Annotated in this window: 17 protein-coding genes; 15 read left to right on the top strand and 2 right to left on the bottom strand. The window is 51.0% G+C overall.

The annotated features are described in order from the left end of the window. Positions 1–56: 56 nt before the first annotated feature. Together recJ and MKY82_RS08225 are read left to right on the top strand one after the other, a co-directional pair. Positions 57–2456 (top strand): single-stranded-DNA-specific exonuclease RecJ, encoded by a 2400-nt coding sequence (gene recJ / locus MKY82_RS08220; RefSeq protein ID WP_194541502.1) that lies wholly within the window; start codon positions 57–59, stop codon positions 2454–2456. A 26-nt stretch (positions 2457–2482) separates the two neighbouring features. Further along, positions 2483–2998: an adenine phosphoribosyltransferase gene (locus MKY82_RS08225; protein ID WP_071222758.1), complete on the top strand. Its 516-nt coding sequence runs from the start codon at positions 2483–2485 to the stop codon at positions 2996–2998. Between the two features lie 94 nt (positions 2999–3092). Here the strand turns inward: MKY82_RS08225 and uraA are convergent, their stop codons facing one another. After that, positions 3093–4397, bottom strand: a complete 1305-nt coding sequence (gene uraA / locus MKY82_RS08230; protein ID WP_339295880.1) for a uracil permease — start codon at positions 4395–4397, stop codon at positions 3093–3095. Between the two features lie 301 nt (positions 4398–4698). On the opposite strand from uraA, the gene MKY82_RS08235 reads away from it, so the two are divergent. The 9 genes from MKY82_RS08235 to MKY82_RS08275 all read left to right on the top strand — a co-directional run bounded on the left by MKY82_RS08235 (position 4699) and on the right by MKY82_RS08275 (position 16487). Continuing rightward, positions 4699–6876 carry a bifunctional (p)ppGpp synthetase/guanosine-3',5'-bis(diphosphate) 3'-pyrophosphohydrolase gene (locus tag MKY82_RS08235; RefSeq protein ID WP_071222760.1) on the top strand — a complete coding sequence of 726 codons (2178 nt, stop codon included), beginning with the start codon at positions 4699–4701 and terminating at the stop codon, positions 6874–6876. A gap of 472 nt (positions 6877–7348) precedes the next feature. Next, positions 7349–7792 (top strand): D-aminoacyl-tRNA deacylase, encoded by a 444-nt coding sequence (gene dtd, locus MKY82_RS08240; protein WP_194541504.1) that lies wholly within the window; start codon positions 7349–7351, stop codon positions 7790–7792. Between the two features lie 104 nt (positions 7793–7896). Continuing rightward, the gene (locus tag MKY82_RS08245) at positions 7897–8064 is read left to right on the top strand and encodes a hypothetical protein (RefSeq protein WP_194541505.1); all 168 of its coding nucleotides are present in this window, start codon (positions 7897–7899) and stop codon (positions 8062–8064) included. A 218-nt stretch (positions 8065–8282) separates the two neighbouring features. After that, on the top strand, positions 8283–8789 hold the full coding sequence (locus MKY82_RS08250) for a type 1 glutamine amidotransferase domain-containing protein (protein ID WP_194541506.1): 507 nt from the start codon (positions 8283–8285) through the stop codon (positions 8787–8789). 83 nt (positions 8790–8872) lie between these two features. Next, on the top strand, positions 8873–9328 hold the full coding sequence (locus tag MKY82_RS08255) for a hypothetical protein (protein ID WP_194541507.1): 456 nt from the start codon (positions 8873–8875) through the stop codon (positions 9326–9328). A gap of 808 nt (positions 9329–10136) precedes the next feature. After that, positions 10137–11390 carry a histidine--tRNA ligase gene (gene hisS, locus MKY82_RS08260; RefSeq protein WP_220686131.1) on the top strand — a complete coding sequence of 418 codons (1254 nt, stop codon included), beginning with the start codon at positions 10137–10139 and terminating at the stop codon, positions 11388–11390. A gap of 46 nt (positions 11391–11436) precedes the next feature. Further along, complete coding sequence (aspS, locus tag MKY82_RS08265) at positions 11437–13212, top strand: aspartate--tRNA ligase (protein WP_194541509.1); 1776 nt, start codon at positions 11437–11439, stop codon at positions 13210–13212. A 35-nt stretch (positions 13213–13247) separates the two neighbouring features. Further along, positions 13248–14003, top strand: a complete 756-nt coding sequence (locus MKY82_RS08270; protein ID WP_339295881.1) for a tRNA threonylcarbamoyladenosine dehydratase — start codon at positions 13248–13250, stop codon at positions 14001–14003. A gap of 306 nt (positions 14004–14309) precedes the next feature. Continuing rightward, positions 14310–16487, top strand: a complete 2178-nt coding sequence (locus tag MKY82_RS08275; protein WP_339295882.1) for a UvrD-helicase domain-containing protein — start codon at positions 14310–14312, stop codon at positions 16485–16487. A gap of 121 nt (positions 16488–16608) precedes the next feature. Here the strand turns inward: MKY82_RS08275 and MKY82_RS08280 are convergent, their stop codons facing one another. Then, on the bottom strand, positions 16609–16737 hold the full coding sequence (locus MKY82_RS08280; RefSeq protein ID WP_267907843.1) for a hypothetical protein: 129 nt from the start codon (positions 16735–16737) through the stop codon (positions 16609–16611). 278 nt (positions 16738–17015) lie between these two features. Between MKY82_RS08280 and MKY82_RS08285 the strand changes: the two genes are divergently transcribed. The 4 genes from MKY82_RS08285 to nrdG all read left to right on the top strand — a co-directional run bounded on the left by MKY82_RS08285 (position 17016) and on the right by nrdG (position 21887). Beyond that, on the top strand, positions 17016–18323 hold the full coding sequence (locus tag MKY82_RS08285) for a replication-associated recombination protein A (RefSeq protein WP_071222769.1): 1308 nt from the start codon (positions 17016–17018) through the stop codon (positions 18321–18323). Positions 18324–18380: 57 nt separating this feature from the next. Next, positions 18381–18920 carry a PCYCGC motif-containing (lipo)protein gene (locus tag MKY82_RS08290; RefSeq protein WP_339295883.1) on the top strand — a complete coding sequence of 180 codons (540 nt, stop codon included), beginning with the start codon at positions 18381–18383 and terminating at the stop codon, positions 18918–18920. Between the two features lie 232 nt (positions 18921–19152). Next, positions 19153–21387: an anaerobic ribonucleoside triphosphate reductase gene (locus tag MKY82_RS08295; protein WP_339295884.1), complete on the top strand. Its 2235-nt coding sequence runs from the start codon at positions 19153–19155 to the stop codon at positions 21385–21387. Further along, positions 21384–21887, top strand: a complete 504-nt coding sequence (gene nrdG / locus MKY82_RS08300) for an anaerobic ribonucleoside-triphosphate reductase activating protein (protein ID WP_220686126.1) — start codon at positions 21384–21386, stop codon at positions 21885–21887. The genes MKY82_RS08295 and nrdG overlap by 4 nt, the downstream gene beginning before the upstream one ends. Positions 21888–21923 lie beyond the last annotated feature (36 nt).

Raw genomic sequence — 21923 nt, forward strand, 5'->3', positions numbered from 1 at the left:
GGAGCTAACAGGTATAAGACAGCAGGAAAAAGGCAGGAAAAGGAAGGTGAGTCCCTGTGCTGTATTCCAAATATGAATGGAGAATACGCTCGGCAGAGTCATCGATCACCGATAGGCTGGCCCAGGATCTGTCGTTGCCACCGATGGTGGCTTCGCTCATGGCGTCACGAGGGATACATTCAGCCGAGGATGGACGGAGATTTCTATATGGAACGTTTGAGCTGACGCATGACCCTTATCTCATGCAAGGGATGCAGGAGGCTGTACCGCGTATTCGTAAAGCGCTGGAGGATCGGGAGCATATTCTAATTTACGGCGATTATGATGCAGACGGTGTTTCCAGCACGTCATTGATGATTCATCTGATGCGTTACTTGGGCGCATCTTATGATATTTATATACCTCACCGATCCAATGAAGGTTATGGCTTACATAATCACGCGCTGGATTGGGCCCATCAGCAAGGGGTCAGTCTGGTCATTACCGTTGATACCGGGATTAGCGCAGTGGAGCAAATTGCGTATGCCAACAGCCTTGGCATCGACGTAATTGTCACGGACCATCATGAGCCGCCTGAGGTGCTGCCAGAAGCCTATGCGCTGATCAACCCGAAAATCCCTACATGTCCCTATCCCTTTAAGGGGCTGGCGGGCGTAGGCGTGGCTTACAAGCTGGCACAGGCTCTCGTTGGAGAACCGCCGGAGGAATGGCTTCAGATTGTATCTATCGGAACCATTGCTGACTTGATGCCGCTCACGGGGGAGAATCGGGTGCTTGTGAAGCACGGGATCGAATCGATGCGGAGTACGAAGTATGAAGGCATCCGCTGCTTGCTTGAGGTATCGGGAATTCATGTGGAGCAAGTGACAGCCGTTAATGTTGCATTCTCCATGGCACCACGGATTAATGCCAGTGGCCGTCTGGATCATGCAGGCCGTGCCGTTACGCTGCTTACAACAGAACACCGGGAAGAAGCGGAGCGGCTTGCCTGGGAATTGGATGGGCTGAACAAGGATCGGCAGCAAGTGGTCGAAAACATCGTCCAGGAAGCGCTGGGCATGGTTCAAAACCGCTGGAGAGGACAGGAGGTTCCTCCTGTAATCGTGTTGGCGGGTGAAGGCTGGAACGTTGGCGTAGTTGGCATCGTGGCCTCCAAAATACTGGAGCGATTCTACAGGCCTGTTGTTATTCTCGGGATTGATCCCGAGACGGGGAACTGTAAAGGTTCCGCCCGATCGATTCCGGGATTCGATATTTATGCGGCTCTGCATTCCTGCAAGGACGTCATGGACCACTTTGGGGGGCATCCATCCGCAGCGGGCATGAGCCTCCATCGGGACCGTTTGGAGGAATTTGAACAGGGACTTCATCGATATGCGGAAGAAGCGCTCGAAGAAGAGCATCTGATTGCAATCTGTGAAGCGGACCTGGAGGCTAGCTTGTCGGAGGTATCGGTGCCTGTTATTGAACAAATTGAACAATTAGGCCCGTTTGGCATGGCCAATGCTGTGCCGAAGATTGTCTTTCGGGATGTTGTCATCAAGGACGTCCGCAAAATCGGCAAAGAGGGGAAACATCTGAAGCTTCGTTTGCAGCAAAAGCGGGAGGTTATCGATGCAATCTCATTCGGCTGGGGACATCTAGCCGATATTTTGCCGGTGGGATCGGTTGTGGATGTGCTTGGCGAGCTTTCCGTGAATGAATGGAACGGGAGCCGTAAAGTACAGCTCATGATTCAGGATATCTGCGCCCCTTATCAACAGGTGTTTGACTACCGCGGGATCAAGGAGCCGATACAGGAAATTCAGAGGTGGAGAGCGGAGCTGGAGCCGCATCTGCGCTGCCCGGCAGTCCGTTCCGCAGTGGTGTACGCAAAAGATTCACATCCGGAAATAAAAAGTCAATTGTATGATATGTGCCTTTGGGTATATGATAGGAATGCTGGCATCATGCCGGATAATGATATTGCTGAGAACAGTCAAGAAGATATTTCCGTTTTGTTCGTACTGGATGTACCGGAGACGGCTGAACAATTGGATGCATTCATGTCAGCCTTCCATTCCGTTCCTAATATATTCATGCTGCATCCGACCCGGAACCTGCGCGAACGACTGCAAATTCCGGACCGCGAACAGTTTAAAAAGCTGTACGTTTCACTTGCCGGAATGACGTCCGCTCCCGTGTCGGAGAATGAGGTTGTAGGACGTCTGCAGAAGCAGACGTCCTTGTCCGAACGCATGCTGCTCAAAGTACTGGATGTGTTTGAGGAATTGGCGTTCATCCAGCGTGTTCAGGGACAGATTACCTTTATACCGAAGCCGGAGAAAAAACCGCTGGACGCTTCCCGTCACTTCCGTGAACTAAGCGATTTGGCAGATATGGAGCAGCATCTGCTGCATGCCGGTACGGAACAATTAACCCAATGGATGATGTCCCGCACAAAAGGCGTATCTTAACCGCAACTATACAGGAGGAGATTATTTTGGATTTTAAAGATTATATTCGTGTCATTCCCGATTTTCCGCAGGCGGGGATCAGCTTCAAAGATATTACTACACTGCTCAAGAATGGTGAGGTGTATCGCAAAGCCATCGAAGAATTGAAGGTCTTGGTATCCGATCTCAAAATTGATGTGATAGCTGGTCCCGAAGCCCGTGGATTTGTTGTAGGTGCACCGCTGGCTTATGCTCTTGGGGTAGGATTCGCGCCCATTCGCAAAAGCGGAAAGCTTCCCTACGAAACGATCGAAGTGGGATATGACCTCGAATATGGTAAAGATCGCTTGGCGATGCATACCGATGCAATCGAGAAGGGTCAAAATGTATTGATTGCGGATGATCTTCTTGCAACAGGCGGCACGATTGCGACTTCGGTTAACCTCATTCGTCAATTGGGCGGAAACGTTGTTGGAGCTGCATTCATGATCGAGCTGGCTGATCTCAATGGCCGTTCGAAGCTGGATGGAATCGATGTATTTACATTAATGCAATACGAGTAATCGACAACATTCTCCCTGATTTTCCCGGGAAATAATAAAATGCCCTGAGCAATCAGCTCAGGGCATTTTTCTATTTTGCAATCAAGTTGTCGTTTCAATCCGGCGTTTTTTCTACGAGCGGCTCATCATTTTTTTCATTGGAGAGGCCGGTAATCTCGAAGACTTTGAAGAGAAGGGCCATGAGAACACCTACGATGGTAGCCAGGGCCATACCCTTCAGCTCGATGGTAGTGTTAGGAATCTTCAATGTTACGCCGCTAATCCCTGTAACCAGGACCAGCGTAGCCAGGATCATGTTGCTTGCTTTGGAGAAATCGACCCTTTGCTCAACAAAGATCCGAAGACCGGAAGCTGCGATAACCCCGAACAGCAACAGAGATACGCCGCCCATTACAGGTGTAGGAATGTTCGCTACAACGGCGGAGAACGTACCGGAGAAGGAGAGCAGAATCGCAATAATGGCTGCTCCGGCAATTACGAATACCGAGTATACCTTTGTGAGTGCCATGACCCCGATATTTTCACCATAGGTGGTATTGGGTGTGGAGCCTACGAATCCTGACAGAATGGTGGATATACCGTTACCGAGAAGGGAGCGGTGCAGGCCAGGGTCTCTGGAGAGGTCTTTGCCCACGATATTGCTGGTGACCAGCAGGTGGCCGATGTGCTCAACGATCACAACGATTGCTACCGGTATGATGGACCAGATCGCTCCGTTATCGAAAACCGGGGTTGTCAGCTCCGGGGCCGACAGGAACTTCGCGTTCGCGATTTTTTCGGTGTCTACCACGCCTAGCGCGAAGGAGAGAGCATAACCGACAACAATTCCGATCAGGATGTGAATGATTTTGGCGAAGCCGCGGAACAGGATCGATCCGAGTACGGTGACGCCAAGTGTTACGAGTGAAATCGTAATGATTTTAGCATCAAGGGATTGTCCCTCTTCTGGTAAGAAGCCGGCCATACCTGCGGCAACCGGTACAAGCTCAAGCCCGATCATGGCAATAATGGCACCCATTACCGCTGGCGGGAATACAAAGTCGATCCATTTGGTTCCTGCATATTTAACGATAAGAGCTACCAGGGAGAAGATAATCCCTGTTACGATAAAGGCGCCCAGTGCCTTGCTATAGTTGGCTTCCGGATCGTCGGCGAGCACGAGCAGAACCGGCGAGATAAAGGCAAAGCTTGAGCCGAGGTAGGCCGGGATCTTCCCTTTACATAAAAAAATGTAGAGCAGTGTGCCGATGCCGTTCATCAGCAGGATCATGCCGGGATCCACGCCGAATAGGTTCGGTACAAGCACCGTACTTCCGAACATGGCGAACAAATGCTGCAGGCTCAGAAGAAAGCCTGGGCCAAACGGAAGTTTCTCATCTACTTGAATTTCTCGTTGCAAACCATTTCACTCCTCTTAGGACTTTAAATATAGGACCGTTCGCGTACGATCTTTAATAGATTAAATACAATCGTTCGTTTTTTCAACATTAATTTTTACAGTTCGTCAAAATATTCATTTCATGTCAAGTTTTGATGTCTCCGAGCCGGAAACGGGCATACTATAAGTGTCTGAACGCTCGACATGTTGACGTATAACGTCACAAGCGTCATAATGATAGGAAAACAATCACGAGGGAACCTGCACGTTTTGACAAGGGCGGGTTCCATTTTATATAGAAAGGGAAGAGAAGGACTCCAAAATGGGCATAGAGCGATTACTCGAAAAGGCCAGCGCCTATATAAAAGAACCCGATCTTCTCCGCATCCAGGAAGCTTATGAATTTGCGGAGCAAGCCCACCACGGACAAGTGCGGAAATCGGGAGAACCTTATATTCTTCATCCGCTTGCGGTTGCAGACATCGTGGTGAATATGCAGATGGACACGTTGTCTATTATTGCTGCGTTGCTTCATGATGTCGTTGAGGATACAACTGTATCGCTCGAGCAGATCCGTGAGCGCTTCGGGGATACCTGCGCACTGCTGGTGGATGGTTTAACGAAACTGGAACGTATCCAATTCCGATCCAAAGAAGAACAGCAGAACGAAAATTATCGTAAAATGTTTATCGCGATGGCCCGGGACATCCGGGTGATCGTGATCAAGCTGGCGGATCGGCTTCACAATATGCGCACGCTTAAGTATCAGTCCGAGGAAAGCCAGCGCCGTATTTCCTATGAAACGCTAGAGATCTTTTGTCCGATCGCTCATCGTCTAGGTATTTCCGCGATCAAGTGGGAGATGGAGGATATCGCGCTTCGTTACTTGAATCCGCAGCAGTATTACCGCATTGCGAATTTAATGCACAAGAAGCGGGCTGAACGTGAGCAGTATATCGACAATGTCATAGTCTGTATCCGTGAGAAGCTCGACGAGATGGGCATACAAGCCGACTTATCGGGCAGGCCGAAGCATATCTACAGCGTGTTTAAGAAAATGACGGTGAAGAACAAGCAATTCAACGAAATTTATGATCTTCTTGCAATCCGCATTATTGTGGACAATATCAAGGATTGTTATGCTACGCTTGGCATCATCCACACATTGTGGAAGCCGATGCCTGGCCGTTTCAAAGATTATATCGCCATGCCAAAAACGAATATGTATCAATCCCTTCATACGACGGTGGTCGGACCGAATGGGGAACCGACAGAGGTTCAGATCCGGACCTGGGAGATGCATCGTACGGCAGAGTACGGTATCGCGGCTCACTGGTCCTATAAAGAAGGTTCCGCAGGCAACGGAGGCAGCTTCGATAATAAGATGACGTTCTTCCGTGAAATATTGGAACTGCAGCATGAGACGAAGGATGCCTCGGAATTTGTAGAATCTCTGAAGATGGACTTTTTCTCCGATTTGGTTTTTGTGTTTACGCCAAAAGGCGAGGTGATCGAGCTGCCTTCAGGCTCCGTCCCTCTCGATTTTGCCTACCGAATTCATACTGAAGTAGGAAATCGAACGATTGGTGCCAAGGTCAACGGCAGAATCGTTCCGCTGGATCATCAACTCAAGACCGGCGATATCGTGGAAATTTTAACATCGAAACATTCGTACGGTCCGAGCCAGGACTGGTTGAAGATTGCCCAATCCTCCCATGCCCGCAGTAAGATCAAGCAGTGGTTCAAGAAAGAGAAGCGGGAAGAGAATGTGGAGAAGGGGCGCGATATGCTGGAGCGCGAAATCAAGCGCCTCGGTCTTGAGGTGTCCGAATGGACGACCGATGATAAATTAATGGAGGCGGCCAAGAAATTCGCCTTTAATGATATCGAGGATATGTTATCGGCGGTTGGCTTTGGCGGGATCACCGCCGCTCAAATCTGTACCAAAGTGACCGAGAAGCTCCGTAAGGAGCAGGAGGAAGCGAATCAGCTTGAATTGACCTCCGAGATGAAGGAAATCAAGCCGGCGGAGAAACGTAGCCGTCCGACTAACGGCGTGCGCGTGAAGGGGATTGATAATCTGCTGGTGCGCTTCGCGAGATGCTGCAATCCCGTACCCGGCGATGATATTGTCGGTTACGTTACCCGCGGACGCGGTGTATCGGTCCATCGTTCGGATTGTGCCAATCTGCCGTCCATGGGTGAAGGCGAGGATGCCGCGCGCGTCATCGAGGTGGAATGGGAAACGGCGGTTGAGGCTAACTACAGCGTCGATATCGAAGTGACGGGCCATGATCGCAACGGACTGTTAAATGAAGTTCTTCAGGCCGTTTCAGAGAGCAAAACGAATATTTCCGCTGTGACCGGCCGATCTGACAAGAACAAAATGGCGATGATTCACATGACGATTTTGATCCGCAATACGGATCACCTTCATTCCGTTGTGGAGCGAATCAAGCGGGTGAAGGATGTATATACCGTTCATCGAATCATGCAGTGACGCAAGTGATGGCACGGTAGCGTGGTTAACGGACTCCGGGGTTTCATGGACATGTACAGTCTCGGATGATTATACGAATGCGGTCTGTTATCCTGCGGGAGACAGGCCGTTTTATTTTTAAGATGTCAGTGTATAGACTTCGGAGGATCTGCTGCCTGATATCGCAAGAAAAACTACCGATAAACGCGGCCAGTCTTCTTAGAGAGCACATCGATAGACATTTTTCTTAAGATATCAGAGTATAAACTTCGGAGGATCTGTCTGCCTGATATCGCAAGAAAAACTACCGATAAACGCGGTCTGTCTTCTTAGAGAGTACATCGATAGACATTTTTCTTAAGATATCAGCGTATAAACTTCGGAGGATCTGTCTGCCTGATATCGCAAGAAAAACTACCGATAAACGCGGTCTGTCTTCTTAGAGAGTACATCGAAAGACATTTTTCTTATGGAAAAAAAGGAGCTAAACACAATGAGAGTGGTTATTCAAAGATGTAAGCATGCGCAAGTCACGGTTGACAATGAAATCGTTGGCCAGATTGAAGCGGGATTGATGGTGCTGGTCGGTGTGACGCACGAGGATGAAGAGAAGGATGCCAAATACCTTGCCGAGAAGGTTGCGGGGCTGCGCATTTTTGAGGACGAGGATGGAAAAATGAATTTTAGCGTCCAGGACGTGGGCGGAGCCATTCTGTCGGTATCCCAGTTTACACTTTATGGTGACACCCGCAAGGGAAAACGCCCGAATTTCATGGCCGCCGCCAAACCGGATGAAGCGAATGCATTGTATGAAGCGTTTAACCGCGAGCTCATAGCGAAGGGGTTGCAGGTTGAGACCGGGGTGTTCGGAGCAATGATGGACGTGTCGCTAACGAATTGGGGACCGGTAACCCTGATCATTGACAGCAGATCATAAGCGGCTAAAAAGACGGGCAGCATGCATCATATTGGAGAGATGGGGCATCCTGAGTGAACAAATGCTTGTGAGGCATTCACACAAAAAAAGGAGCCGTGTTTGCTATGCGCCAACCTCCCAAATTTTCGATATGGAGCAGTTTGCCCACGATGGTCGGGTCCGGAGACATTAGGGAAGCAGCGAGCACAGAGCGCATGGTTGCAGCTTCGGAAGATCCTGTACAGCTCATCAGCATAAAGGGACATATGCGGAAGCAGCTGCCGAGATCGTAGGACCCAATAGGATCGTGTGTCACTTCTGGTGACTTCATGAAAGAGCCTGAGAATATTCTCAGGCTCTTCTTCATAAGTTGTGAGTCCCACAGCCCCCCCTATCATGACCATGTACCTGAATGGTGCAGATCGCAGGGCTTCCGTCCATTCCGCTGTTATAATAAGGACATTCCAGGGTAATAACAAATCGAGGACAATCATGAAAGGAGACATGCCAGATGAGTAAAGTTGCATTTCTACTAGCTGACCAATTCGAAGATTCCGAGATGAAAACTCCTTATGATGCCGTGAAGGAAGCGGGGCATCAAGCTGATATTATTGGGTTGAAGCAAGGACAAGAGGTTAAGGGTAAACAAGGCAAGGCATCGTATACAACGGATAAAGCCATTGCCGACGTCAATATAAACGATTATGATGCGGTGGTTATTCCAGGCGGCTCTTCCCCGGAAAATTTGCGTCTGGATTCCCATATATTGCAGTTTGTTGCAGCAGCGGACAAGGCAGGCAAACCAATTGCCTCGATATGCCACGGGCCGCAAATTCTGGCAAGTGCCGACCTGCTGAAGGGACGCACGATCACTTCCTATCCTCCGCTTCAGGATGATATGGTGAATGCCGGCGCTAACTTTAAGGATGAGGAAGTCGTCGTGGATCGTAACTTGATTACGTCCCGGACGCCGAAAGACGAGCCGGCCTTTGTGCGTGAGCTGTTAAAGGCACTGTAAGAAGAAAGCAGCTGCATGCTGTATGGTTGTCCATGTTATACCGGTCTTTCAAACACTTGGGTTGAAAAAAAGGAGGAATGGACATGTCTAGACAAATTCAAGCTTATTTCAGAACGGAAGACGACGCTGAAGGCGCAAGGACGAGGCTGTTAACGTACAACACGGAGCAGCTGGAGGTGGGACAGCTTCAGGATTCGGTTCGAGGCGGAGGCAACATCCTCGTGCCGCTGGTGCCGTGGGGTAATTCCGGCACGGGTGGAGCGACTGCTGGGGCTACAACGATGGGAGCACCCGGCGGAGTCGTGGGGGCTCCCGGGGTCATCGTGGGCTCCCGTGACGCCAATGACAGCCGCGATATAGCGCAAGATCGGCCGCACGGCGATGACACACTGGGCGACACGTGGCGCGAAGCAGACGTAACGGACCGGGACTATGATGATCTGAGATATACGCTGTCCGTTAAGGTAAGGGACGAGGATTACGATCAGATCGTACATGATTTGCGGGCGAATAACGCTTATGTGGAGCGATTTGACTAATTAGCAAAGAAGCTAGCAGCGCGTTATTTCCCTTTTAGAAGATGGAAGATCATCATTCCCGGGGAGCTTACCTGGGAACGCAAAAGGGCTGTTCCGCTGATGGAGCAGCCTTTTTTGGTTATAATATTAAAAGCGCTTTCTTGCTTGTAACATAACTGTAATGTTTGTTCAATGTTTCTTTAATATTCCCTGTTTATAATAACAGCATGACCCCCTTTTTTATATAATATATGTTTTGGACCTACAACGTGGTTTGTAGGTTTTTTTCTTTTTTCGGGCAATTTCAACAAAGTTTCTTGACTTTAGTGTGGTAGTTCATTAGAATCTAAAAATATAATGTTTTGGGTATACTATATTTATCAATAACAGATTTCATGACGGGAACAAGTACTCCATCCCCACAAGACCAGAGAAGAATCCCTTGGCTGTAAGGATTCGCTTGATGAGTGGACGAATGACCTCCCCGAGAACAGACGGCGAAGCAAGCACCGGTTAACCGGTGGGATAGACAGTAGCCGAACTGCGCGGCCGGGCGTTATACGGATGAAGCGGATGATTGAACGCACTGATTAAAGGTGTGTCAACGCCGGAATGTGGGTGGTACCACGGGTGATTATATAACGATCTCTCGTCCCTGTTGTCTTAGGACAGCGGGGCGGGAGATTTTTTAGTTTTCACGGCTTATTGCGAAATGACTCCCCAGGAGTTTTTCCATAGTTAGTTCTAAGTTAGTTTCAAGAAGTGAACCAGATCAAGGCAATGGACATGTTCCAAGGGTGAAGATGTCATAGGACGTGGAGGGATGAAGATGGCAAACGAGAAGTTCGAGAAACCGACAGGCACGCAGGACATCCTGCCAGGTGCCGTCGAGAAATGGCAGTTTATCGAGGAGAAGGCACGCGATTTGTGCCGAAGATACAACTACCGCGAAATTCGCACACCGATCTTTGAGCAGACCGAGTTGTTCGAACGCGGGGTGGGCGAAACCACCGACATCGTAGAGAAGGAAATGTATACGTTCAAGGATAAAGGGGATCGCAGCATGACCCTACGTCCGGAAGGAACGGCAGGCGTCGTGCGGGCATATGTGCAAAACAAGCTGTATGGAGAGCCTGACGTCACGAAGCTGTATTACATGGGTCCCATGTTCCGCTACGAGCGTCCACAGGCGGGACGTTACCGTCAATTCCATCAGTTCGGCGTCGAGGTGTTCGGGACGGCAGATCCGGCTATCGATGCCGAGGTGATTGCGCTGGGATACAGCTTCTACAAGGAGCTTGGGCTGAACGGGGTAAAAGCAGAGATTAACTCTGTAGGGACGCCTGAGGTACGGGCGGCTTACCGCAGTGCGCTGCTAGCTTTCCTGGAACCGATGAAAGAGAACCTATGCTCGGATTGCCAGTCGCGCATGGAACGCAACCCGCTGCGCGTGTTGGACTGCAAGAAGGACCAAGGGAAGTTCGATGATGCGCCTTCGATTCTGGACAGCCTGGACGAGGAATGCAGCACGCACTTTGAGAAAGTGAAAGGGTACCTGGATGCGATGGGCATCGAGTATGAAATCAATCCAAGACTGGTTCGGGGATTGGACTATTATACGCATACCGCATTTGAATTCAAGGCCCAGGGCATCGGCGCGATTGATACGGTAGGCGGCGGAGGGCGGTTCAACGGACTGGTCGATCAGATCGGCGGACCGGATCAGCCTGGCATCGGGTTCGGGATTGGTCTTGAGCGAATCCAATTGATTCTGGAACACCAAGGGGTTAATCTGTCGGCAGCCAAGCCGCTGGATGTCTATCTGGTGGCGCTGGGTGAAGCTGCTGAGCAGGAAGTGGCCAAATTGATCTACGAACTGCGAAGCAAGGGCGTAGCTGCCGAACGTGATTACCTTGGCCGGAAAATGAAAGCCCAGATGAAGTCCGCCGACCGTTTGCAAGCTCGTTATACCGCCATTTTGGGTGAAGATGAACTGGCGCGCGGAGAGATTGCACTGAAGTCGATGGAGACCGGCGAGCAGCGTACGGTTAGATTGGACGCTCTGGTTCAAGAATTGGTTTAATCGTCGTATGAAGCGACTTAATTATAGTAAAGGGGAATGATAAACGATGAAAAGGACGCATCAATGCGGTCATCTGACAACCGCGAACATTGGAGAAACTGTAACACTGAACGGCTGGGTACAAACCCGCCGCGACTTGGGCGGCGTGCTGTTCATTGATCTTCGCGATCGGAGCGGCATCATGCAAATCGTATTTAACCCGGATTTCTCAGGCGAAGCTTTGGCTGTTGCCGATAAGGTCCGCAGCGAATTCGTAGTGGCCGTATCCGGTAAAGTCGTAAAGCGTGATCCAGAAACGTTCAACCCGAATTTGCCTACTGGCGAAATCGAAGTTCAAGTGACAAGCATTGAAGTGCTGAATGCAGCCAAAACGCCTCCGTTCTTTATCGAAGACGGCGTGGAAGTGGATGAGCAGCTTCGTTTGAAGTATCGCTATCTGGACCTTCGTCGTCCAGAGATGCAAAAAACGCTGATGCTGCGCTCCAAAGCGTCGAAAGTATTCCGCGACTTCCTCGATGACGAGGGCTTCGTGGACGTGGAGACGCCAATTCTGACCAAGAGCTCCCCGGAAGGCGCACGCGACTATCTCGTACCGAGCCGCGTACACGCAGGTGAATTCTTTGCGCTTCCGCAATCTCCACAAATTTATAAGCAGCTCCTTATGGTGAGCGGGCTTGAACGTTACTACCAAATTGCACGCTGCTTCCGTGACGAAGACTTGCGGGCTGACCGTCAGCCCGAATTTACCCAGGTCGACATCGAGACGTCCTTCATGGAGCGCGACGACCTGCTGAACATGATGGAGCAGCTGATGGTGAAGCTGTTCAAGGAAACCATCGGCGTTGAGCTTGCAACACCATTCCAGCGTATCAGTTATGCTGATGCGATGGGTAAATACGGCTCCGACAAGCCGGATCTCCGCTTCGGTATGGAATTGATCGAAATGAACGATATCGTTGCAAGCAGCGGCGTCAAAGTATTCTCTTCCGTCATTGAAAAAGGCGGCGAAGTCAAGTGTTTGAACGCTAAAGGCTGCGGGACTTGGACACGTAAGGAAATTGATGATCTGGGGCCATATGCAGCCCGTTACGGAGCGAAGGGTCTTGCTTGGATTCAAGTGAAAGAAGGCGAGTTCAAGGGGCCGATCGTGAAATTCTTCAGCGAGCAGGAAATTGAAGCGGTAAGGGAACGCACAGGAGCCGAAGACGGCGACTTGCTGCTGTTCTCCGCAGACAATAAAAAAGTGGTTGCCGACGTGCTTGGCGCGCTCCGCTTGAAAATCGGACGTCAGCTTGGCCTGATCAACGACAACGAGTACAAGTTTGCTTGGGTGCTGGACTTCCCGCTGTTCAGCTATGATGAAGAGGCGAAGCGTTATGTGGCCGAGCATCATCCGTTCACCCGTCCAAAAGACGAAGATCTGGAATTGATGGATACGGATCCGCTTGCCGTGCGCGCGGAAGCTTACGACATCGTTCTGAATGGATATGAAGTAGGCGGCGGTTCCATGCGGATATTCAAACGCGAGATCCAAGAGAAAATGTTTGCGGCTCTTGGTATGTCACCGGAAGTGGCGCACGACAAATTCGGTTATCTTATGGACGCCTTTGAATACGGTACTCCTCCACACGGCGGAATCGCCTTCGGGTTGGACCGTTTGGTGATGCTGCTTGCCGGACGCACGAACCTGCGTGAAACGATTGCGTTCCCGAAAACGGCAAGCGCAACGGATCTGTTGATGGACGCTCCTTCCCAGGTGGACGGAGGACAGCTGGAGCAGCTGCATATCAAACTCGCCAAGAAGCCGGGCGACGAGAAATAAGTCCGTTGTTCTTGATAAAGGAGGTTGCTTGAATTATGCTGCACCAATTTTCCCGTACGGAATTAGCCATTGGTCCTGAGGGCCTTGAAGTGATGAAGAACAGCACGGTAGCCGTGCTGGGTATCGGCGGCGTGGGGGGCATTGCGGTGGAAGCCCTCGCCCGTTCCGGGGTAGGCCGTATCATTCTGATCGACAAAGACGTGGTGGATATCACCAACATCAATCGGCAGATCCATGCCTTAACGACCACGGTAGGTCAGAAGAAAGCAGACCTGATGGTTGAACGTGTCAAATTGATCAATCCGGAATGTGAAGCGATCGCCCTGAACATGTTCTACACCGAAGAGACGTATGAAGAGTTGTTTAAATTCGATCTGGATTATGTGATTGATGCGTCGGATACGATTATTTATAAAGTACATCTGATCAAGGAATGCCTGCGGCGCGGTATTCCGATCATCTCCAGCATGGGGGCAGCCAACAAAATGGACCCCACGAAGTTCCAGGTAGCTGACATCTCCAAAACGTCCATGGATCCGATTGCCCGTATTGTACGCACCAAGCTGCGCAAAGACGGCATCAAGAGAGGGGTCAAGGTTGTTTTCTCACTAGAGGAGCCGATGAAGCCCCGCCAGGACGTTACGGAGAAGATTGTACCCGAGAATGCTCCTGAAATCCGGAAAGCGAAGCAGCCTCCGGCAAGCAATGCATTCGTTCCGCCTGTGGCCGGACTGATTATGGTGAGCGTAACGGTGAAAGAACTGCTTGAAAAAGGCGGCGTTTCGTTGTAACGAGGCATCCGGACAAAATTAAACTCGGCTCGAGAAAACGATAGATAAACGGAAGGCATGGAGTAAGAACAGCCTTTCGGCAAAGTTGAGCGTGGTTAACCAGACGCAGCGTCAAAGGACGCTGCGTTTTTTGCTGCCGTGGACGAAAGCGATCAGGACAACAAACCCAAACAATAAAATTCCTGTGACAGAGCTTTGCTAGTATATCCGGGCCAGTTGTGCTACAATGAAACTCCTTTTTGTGTCACGGCCCTTAAAGCCAGACTTCGATGCGAAAAAAATATGTTTCTTAGGAGGTAACTGAAAGTGTCAGAATCTTTTCAAAGTGCCTATCAAGAAGAAGAGTCAAGACTAAACGAGGTTATCGTTGAAATTGACCGTCAGCTTGAACGTTTGCGCGGCATTCCGGTATACACGGGCCATGATTTTACGGAGCAGGTGCTCGAAGCAGGACGGGAAGAGAAACGGCAGGCCCTCGCCAAAAGTTTGCCGGAGCCTTACTTCGGGAGGCTGGATTTTCAGGAGAGCGGAACGGGAGCGAAGAAACCGCTCTACATCGGGAAGATTGGCTTCGATAAGGAAGATGCCGGGGATCACCCGATGGTGATTGATTGGCGAGCTCCGGTCGCGAGTCTTTTTTATTCGTTTACCGGCGGTACCGACCCGGCTTTGTTCGAAGCACCCGAAGGAATCATCGAGGGGCTAGTCTATTTAAAACGCAACGTCGTGATCCGAAAGCAAATTTTGGAACGGGTATCGGATACGTACAATCGGGAAAGCGGCGGACCTGCCGTATCCGATGAGTTTTTGGTTTACCGTCTCGGGGAGAACAAGGATAACCGGCTGCGGGATATCGTATCCACGATTCAGGCCGAGCAGGACAAAATCATCCGGGCTGCCAAAAATACCGCACTTATCATCCAAGGGGTGGCGGGAAGCGGAAAAACGACGGTGGCGCTGCATCGGCTGGCATATTTGCTCTATCAGTACAAGGAGCAGGTAACCGCGGAGAAAATGATCATATTCGCACCCAACCTGATGTTTCTGGATTACATATCCGACGTGCTGCCTGAGCTCGGAGTCGGCGATATACAGCAGCGCACATTTGGCGATTGGGCAGCGGAGCTGCTCGATATTCAGCTCGCTTCGGATGATCATGCACAGACGCTTCATCGATGGTTCGAGACAGAGCCAGGTCAGGGTACCCCGGATATTGACGATAATGTCAGCGGGCGCTACAAAGGCTCATTGAGACTGATGGAGATCATCCGGCGCTGCGTGGAGTCCATCGAAACGGAGGCTCTTCCGGACGGGGACTTCTCTCCATGGGATGGGGCTGTACTGAAACAGGAGACGATCGCGGAATGGTTCTACCAGGAATATAAACCGTACCCGCTGGCCAAGCGGAAGGAACGGCTGCTGGCCAGGCTGCACCGCTGGGTCGAGATGGAGCTGAAGAAATCGCCATCAGCGGCCGTGATGAAAGAACGGAAGAAAAAAGCGGCTCAACGAGAAAAGGCTTATGGGAACCGATGGCCGAAATTTGAGCCGGTCTCATTATATAAACAATTGTTTGGGGCGGTTAAGGCAACCGGATCGTGGTTTGAAGAGCTATCCGCTCTGATTCCGTCCGAGGTGCTCGCCGCAACGCGTAAAGATCTGAAGAAAAACGTGGTCCGCGAAGAGGATTTGCCTGCCTTGCTGTATTTCCACTGTTTATTGAATGATATTACCGGAGAGCAGCGTTTTGACCATATCGTTATTGATGAGGCTCAGGATTTCTCGCCATTTCAGGTGGCTGTGCTGGACCTGTTCGTCAGAGGACATTCCTTCACCATATTAGGTGATTTGTCGCAGGGCATTCATGCCTATCGCGGCGTTCATGCGTGGGAAGAGATGAGCTCCCTGTTTAAGGAAGAGGAAACAGCCTATTTTGCCTTGACGCGCAGTTATCGCTCCACGATGGAGATCATCGAATTTGCGAACGGTATTTTGGAGAAGGGTGTCAGCAGTGATCTGCTTGCCGTTCCGGTATTCCGGAGCGGCGATACCGTTCGCCTGATTCCTTATGATTCGCCGAAATCCCGAACGAGAGATTTGGAACGGGCGATGGAGGCACTCATCGCTAAGGAATATCGGACGGTCGCTATACTCACTCGAACCTTGCGAGAAGCGCAAGAGCTGCATGAGCAATTCATTACTGCGTGGCCGATGCTGAATCTGATCGATGGCAGCAAAGGAACGTATCAGGGCGGTTATTCCGTGCTTCCTGTTTATTTGTCCAAGGGGCTTGAGTTCGATGCGGTGGTGGTGGCGGATGCAGATCGGGCGCATTACGCGGAAAAAGCATGGGATGCCAAGCTGATGTATGTGGGATGTACGCGGGCACTGCATGAGCTGTGGCTGCTGCATAATGAGCCGCTGCCAACGTATATCAGGACGGAGACTTCAGAAATTACTGCCAGCGGCTGGCCCGTGGAGTAAGGTGAGATTGTGTTACTAACGTTGTAATGCAGTGTGAAATGGAAAGATAGGAAGATGTCCCGTGGGGTGGCACATGTCTGCATGTGCTTTCTCTGCGGGACTTTTTTGTTCTGCTTTTTGCTTAACCAAGCATTTGGTAGGAAGAGCCCAGATTCTCGATATACCGGATTAAGGTCCAAACGGCGAGGATGAAAAGTGCAGCTGCCAAGATGATGAAGAGGGTCATTTTTCGCATAGGTTTTCGTTTCATTTCAAGAACCTCCCTTCGAGCTTTGGATGGTCTAGCGAGATTTCGTCTACCTCACTTCGGATACCCTGTATAATTTCTATATTATGTAACGCTCCGGAACGATAAAAGTTCGTTACCATGTTAAACGGGCGCGAATATCGATGGATTTCCGAATCACTAAAATGGATGTCATAGGGTTGCTACAGGCATGGCGAAACTGAATATGGTATGATAGAGTGTGACGGATTTGATTGAAACCGGCTTATCGTTACATTGATATCAGACAAGGAAGTGTAGCAATGGATTTATTCAGTATCGGGCGTGAAGGGGACCGGGATTCCCGGCTGCTGGCCGATCGGATGCGCCCTTCGTCGCTGGATGAATATATAGGACAAGAACATATTATCGGTCCGGGCAAACTGCTCAGACGGGCCATAGAGGCAGACCAGGTCTCTTCCATTTTATTGTACGGCCCGCCGGGATGCGGCAAAACGACGCTTGCGCATATTATCTCACAGCAAACGAAGGGGTACTTCGTTCGGCTGAATGCGGTGGAGGCCTCGGTTAAGGACGTCAGGGAGGTCATTGAGCAAGCCCAGAGCAACCGCAGTTTGTACGGCACCAAAACGATCCTGTTTCTGGATGAGGTCCACCGCTTTAACAGCTCAAGACAGGACGCGCTGCTGCCTGCCGTGGAGAACGGCACGATTATATTTATCGGCGCGACGACGGAGAACCCCTTTCATTACGTAAATGGGGCCTTGATGAGCCGTTCAACCTTGTTCCAGCTTGAGCCGCTGAATAAGAACCATTCCTTGATCGCGATGCAGCGCGCGCTATCCGATCCGGATAAAGGTCTTGGATTCATGGAGCTTCAGGCAGATGAGGAAGCATTGGAGCATATTGCAACGATGGCGAACGGCGACATCCGGCGTGCATTGAATGCGCTTGAGCTCGCTGCGATGACGACCCCGCCTGATGCAGGCGGCACGGTCCATATTACGCTGGATGTGGCCGAGGAATCGATCCGCAAGCCGCTCGTCAAGGCGGACGAGTCCACGCAGTATGACGTGCTGTCCGCCTTTCATAAAAGCATTCGGGGTTCCAGCGATGCGGCATTGTTCTGGTTCCTGTATGCGGTCGAAAAGCTGGGGATGGACCCGATGGTGTTCATCCGCCGCTTGATTGCTGCCAGCAGCGAGGATATCGGGCTGGCTAATCCGCAAGCGATGGTGCAGGCTGTAAGCGCACTGGACGCTTACCGGAATAACGGCTGGCCGGAAGCCAAGCTTAATATCGCCCAGGCTATCCTGTTTGCGGTGGAAAGTCCAAAATCCGATGGCGTTGTGACCGCCATATCACGGGCGATGTCCGCCATGGATGAAGTAAAGTCGGCGGAGGTCCCGCTTCATTTGCGTGATGCGCATTATTCGGGGGCGGTAAAGCTGGGGCATGTCGGCTATAAGTACCCCCATGATTATCCGGGTCATTACGTGAAGCAGGAATATTTGCCGAAGGAGCTTTCCCGCCGGGTGTTCTATCAGGCGACCGAGCAGGGGAACGAAGCCAAGATCGCTCACAACCAGCGATTACGACGCGAAGAATAAGGTCTTACTGCGATAACGGGATCTACGGCTGCTAGTATAGTTAAATGGAGGAAACGAATGATGAAAACAGGGAAACAACGGTTTGTCATCCTGCTGCTGTCCGTCGGTCTTATGCTGAGCGGCTGTTCGGGGAAAAGCGCCCAGGAACAGGTCGAAAGTGGACAAGCAACCGAGGCAGCGCATGAGCATGGACATCAGACGCAGCTGTCCAACGGGGATATCCAGGAGGCGACGGCTTCGATTGATGAGCTGCCTGCCTTTTTGAAGAGCCAGACCAGCGAGCTCCAAACGATCTATGCCTTGTCCGCGCAGGTCAGTGATGTCCTGAAATACATTCCTTGTTACTGCGGCTGTGGGGACAGTGCCGGTCATGAGAGCAACCTGAATTGTTTTATTGATGAGATCCAGGAGAACGGCACCGTGGTGTGGGATGATCATGGCACCCGCTGCGGGGTATGCCTGGACATTGCCGTGGAATCAGCTAAAATGAGCAGCGAGGGCAAAAGCCTGACGGATATTCGGACCGCAATCGACGAGAAATACAGCACAGGTTATGCTAAGCCGACACCAACCCCGCTGCCGCCTGCCGAAAGTTAATTCTACTGTGGTTAAACAAGAAGGTACCCGATGTGATCAATGGTCACTCGAGTGCCTTTTTTCTGTTGGGATTCATGTCCTTTAAGGACGTTATCAGGATTGGCTCATATGCTTCATAGGATCAGCAGACGTGATCTATCTCACAGCATCAAACTATATATGGATGTAAATTGATTAAACGAAACTATATATAGTGTATAAATGATCTGAGAAGAAGGAGTTGATTCGTTTCATGAAAGTCATGAAGAGAGACGGATGCCTGGTGAATTTTGAGATAAGCCGGATTGTGAAGGCAGTGGATAAAGCTTTTATAGCTGTTGAGGGGGTGTCCCGCAAGGAGGCTTCCCTGCAGCTTGGCGAGGAGGTTGCCCGCGTCACCGCGGGGATGGAGCAGGTGAGTGTGGAGGAAATTCAAGATATCGTCGTTGAACAATTGGAAAGCACAGGTTATGCAGCGACAGCGGCAGCTTATCAACATTACAGGGAGGCCCGTGATCTGGAGCGGATGCGGCGGGGAGAACTCTACAAGATCAGCAGGGATGTGATTGGGGTAACGAATCTGGATCTGCTGCGGGAGAATGCGAATCTGAACGGGGAATCCTTCAGTGGAAAAATGAGTCGGATCGGCTCTGAGTATGCCAAATGGATGGCAAGCAAATTTATCCTGCCCGGAGAGCTCATGAGAGCGGTCAGGGATGGTTATGTGTACGTGCACGACCTGGACCAGTATGCACTCGGTACGACGAACTGTATTTTCATCCCGTTTGACCGTCTATTGGCCAAAGGGTTCAATACCGGTAACGGATCGGTCAGGCCGCCGCAGAGCATCATGACCGCGATGGCGCTGGTGGCCATCATATTTCAATCTCAGCAGAACAGTCAATTCGGCGGCGTGTCCGGAAATAAAATCGATTGGGATCTGGCCCCGTATGTCGGCAAATCGTTTCGCCGGCATTTTCGGAAAGGGCTTGCCTACTTCGGAGAGGCGGAGCAGGGCAAGCATAGACCCAATGTACAAGTTCTTCCCGATAACGAATTATACATAGACAACAAGCAGTTGAAGGACTCTTATACGCGAATATATCATTACGCATATAACGAAACGGTGAATGAAGTAAAACAGGCCGCGGAATCCCTGATCCATAATTTAAACACGATGAGCAGCCGGGCCGGTGGACAGATCCCTTTTACATCGCTGAACTATGGCATGTGCACGTCAACGGAAGGAAGGCTGGTGTCCCATGCTCTATTGGATGCCACGATGAGAGGACTCGGCGGGGGAGAGACGCCGATATTTCCGCAGCATATTTTCCAGTGCAAGCAAGGGGTTAACCAGGCGGAAGGGGAGCCCAATTACGATCTGTTCCTGAAAGCCGTTGAGTGCTCAAGCCGCAGGCTCTACCCGAACTTTGTCAACGTGGATGCGTCGTTTAATCTGGTCTACTATAAGCCGGACGAGCCAGACACGATTATTGCCACCATGGGCTGCAGGACACGGACGATTTCAGACCGGTTCGGGCGAAACCGCCTAAGCGGAAAAGGCAACTTGTCCTTCAATACGATCAATCTGGTTCGTCTCGGCATCGAGCATGGCATCATCGAAGGCAAGCGGGATATGCCCGACCTGAGTCTCTTCTACGAGCAGCTGGATCAGTATATGACGATTGCGGTAGAGGGTTTGATTCACCGCTACGAGCTGCAGGCGGACCAACCGGCCAAAGCGTCCGATTTTATGATGCGGGAAGGCGTGTGGGAAGGCGGCGAAGACCTGGCCCCGGAGGACAAGGTACGCGAACTGATTAAGCACGGCACTCTGGCACTTGGATTCATTGGGCTTGCAGAATGCCTGAAGGCGTTGACCGGACTGCATCACGGAGAGGATGAGAACAGCCGCAGGCTGGGAATCGAAATCATCCGACATATGCGTCAATTCTGCGATGCGGTCAGTGAAAAATACAATCTGAACATTACGTTGTTTGCCACGCCGGCAGAAGGGCTGTCCGGAAAATTCACGAAGCTGGACCGGCAAACCTTCGGTGTGATCGAGGGTGTGACAGACCGTGAGTACTATACGAACTCGTTTCATGTTCCGGTGTACTATCCGATGGCCGCGTACCGCAAAATCCGTTCCGAAGCTCCTTTCCATGAGCTGTGTAATGCAGGAGCGATTTCATATGTGGAGCTCGACGGCAATGCCCGGCAGAATACGGCTGCTTTTCGGGACATCGTGCAGTTTGCCCTGATGCAGAACATTGGATATTTCTCCGTAAACCATCCTGTCGACCGTTGTCCGGCATGCAACTACGAAGGGATCATCGGAAGCTCTTGCCCAGGATGCGGCGCTACAGAAGACAATGGGAACTTCCAGCGGCTGCGGAGGGTGACGGGATACCTAACGGGCAATTATACGGAGCGCTTCAATTCGGCCAAGCAGGCTGAGGTCAGGGATCGGGTGAAGCATCTGTGAATGTGTGCGGATATATCCCCGAGAGCATTAATGAAGGCCCAGGACTTCGGGCAGTTCTATTCGTGAGCGGCTGCCGTCATGGCTGCGCCGGATGCTTTAATACGGATTCCTGGGACTTTGAAGCGGGGGAGCCGTTTACAGAAGAATTGTCCGCGTCCATACTGCAGGATATCGTCGACAACCCTTTGCTGGATGGCGTGACCTTATGCGGTGGAGACCCGTTCTTCTCGCCGGAGGAATGCGCGGCGTTTGTAAGCAAGCTCAGGACCCTCTGTCCCGGGAAAAGCATATGGGCCTACACGGGCTTCACCTTTGAAGCGCTGATGAGGCAGCCGAAGCTGCGCGAATTGGCAAAACAGTGCGACGTTATCGTGGATGGCAAATTCCAGTTGGAGCTAAGGGATGTCTCGCTTCCCTTCCGAGGCAGCTCGAATCAGCGTTTCATTGACGTATCCGCCAGCCTGGAACGCGGAGAAACGGTAGAATATGTTCTTCGCTAACATGTAAAAAAAAGCACACACTTTACGGAATCTTCC

Origin of the sequence: Paenibacillus sp. FSL W7-1279 (assembly GCF_037969845.1) — a bacterium.
Taxonomy (GTDB): Bacteria; Bacillota; Bacilli; order Paenibacillales; family Paenibacillaceae; genus Paenibacillus_AQ.

Bases quoted from the DNA above. Each gene is read 5' to 3' on its own strand.
- MKY82_RS08235 (WP_071222760.1), top strand. From the start codon at position 4,699: ATGGGCATAGAGCGATTACTCGAAAAGGCCAGCGCCTATATAAAAGAA.
- dtd (WP_194541504.1), top strand. From the start codon at position 7,349: ATGAGAGTGGTTATTCAAAGATGTAAGCATGCGCAAGTCACGGTTGAC.
- MKY82_RS08245 (WP_194541505.1), top strand. From the start codon at position 7,897: ATGCGCCAACCTCCCAAATTTTCGATATGGAGCAGTTTGCCCACGATG.
- MKY82_RS08250 (WP_194541506.1), top strand. From the start codon at position 8,283: ATGAGTAAAGTTGCATTTCTACTAGCTGACCAATTCGAAGATTCCGAG.
- MKY82_RS08255 (WP_194541507.1), top strand. From the start codon at position 8,873: ATGTCTAGACAAATTCAAGCTTATTTCAGAACGGAAGACGACGCTGAA.
- hisS (WP_220686131.1), top strand. From the start codon at position 10,137: ATGGCAAACGAGAAGTTCGAGAAACCGACAGGCACGCAGGACATCCTG.
- aspS (WP_194541509.1), top strand. From the start codon at position 11,437: ATGAAAAGGACGCATCAATGCGGTCATCTGACAACCGCGAACATTGGA.
- MKY82_RS08270 (WP_339295881.1), top strand. From the start codon at position 13,248: ATGCTGCACCAATTTTCCCGTACGGAATTAGCCATTGGTCCTGAGGGC.
- MKY82_RS08280 (WP_267907843.1), bottom strand. From the start codon at position 16,737: ATGAAACGAAAACCTATGCGAAAAATGACCCTCTTCATCATCTTGGCA.
- MKY82_RS08285 (WP_071222769.1), top strand. From the start codon at position 17,016: ATGGATTTATTCAGTATCGGGCGTGAAGGGGACCGGGATTCCCGGCTG.
- MKY82_RS08290 (WP_339295883.1), top strand. From the start codon at position 18,381: ATGATGAAAACAGGGAAACAACGGTTTGTCATCCTGCTGCTGTCCGTC.
- MKY82_RS08295 (WP_339295884.1), top strand. From the start codon at position 19,153: ATGAAAGTCATGAAGAGAGACGGATGCCTGGTGAATTTTGAGATAAGC.